Genomic DNA, 422 nt, shown 5'->3' on the forward strand with positions numbered 1-422 from the left:
GAGCAGCAGCACCAGGATGGTGATCGGCCCGCCGAGCCCGCCACCTGTACCCAGCGTGTCGAGAACCACCTTGATCATCATCGGCAACGCGAGCCCGACCGCGGTGAACGCGCACGACAGGACCAGACCGATCGACAGTGCCACCCGGTGCGGACGAATGAAGGACCACAACAGTCGCACGTTCGGCCAGGACTCCTGCGCCGTCGAATCAGTCATGTCCATCAGTGAACCACCAATGTCCCATTTATGTCATGGTTTGTTCCAGATTGGATCTCAATGCTGTTACCGTCATTCCATGTCCATAGATTCCGCCACCGAATCAGGCACACGGGCCCGGACTCGCCGCGCGATCCTCGACGCGGCATTCCAGACCCTCGGCCGAAACTCGGGTGCGTCGCTCGGAGAGATCGCCGCCGAGGCGG

General features: G+C 61.8%; 1 protein-coding gene. It reads right to left on the reverse strand.

Annotated features, from left to right (window positions below; genetic code table 11):
- A partial coding sequence (locus AC1DYG_RS20070) for a hypothetical protein (protein ID WP_477641598.1) occupies nucleotides 1–216 on the reverse strand: 216 nt, incomplete at its 3' end.
- Nucleotides 217–422 lie beyond the last annotated feature (206 nt).

It is taken from the genome of Pedococcus sp. P1_H8 (genome assembly GCF_056405175.1).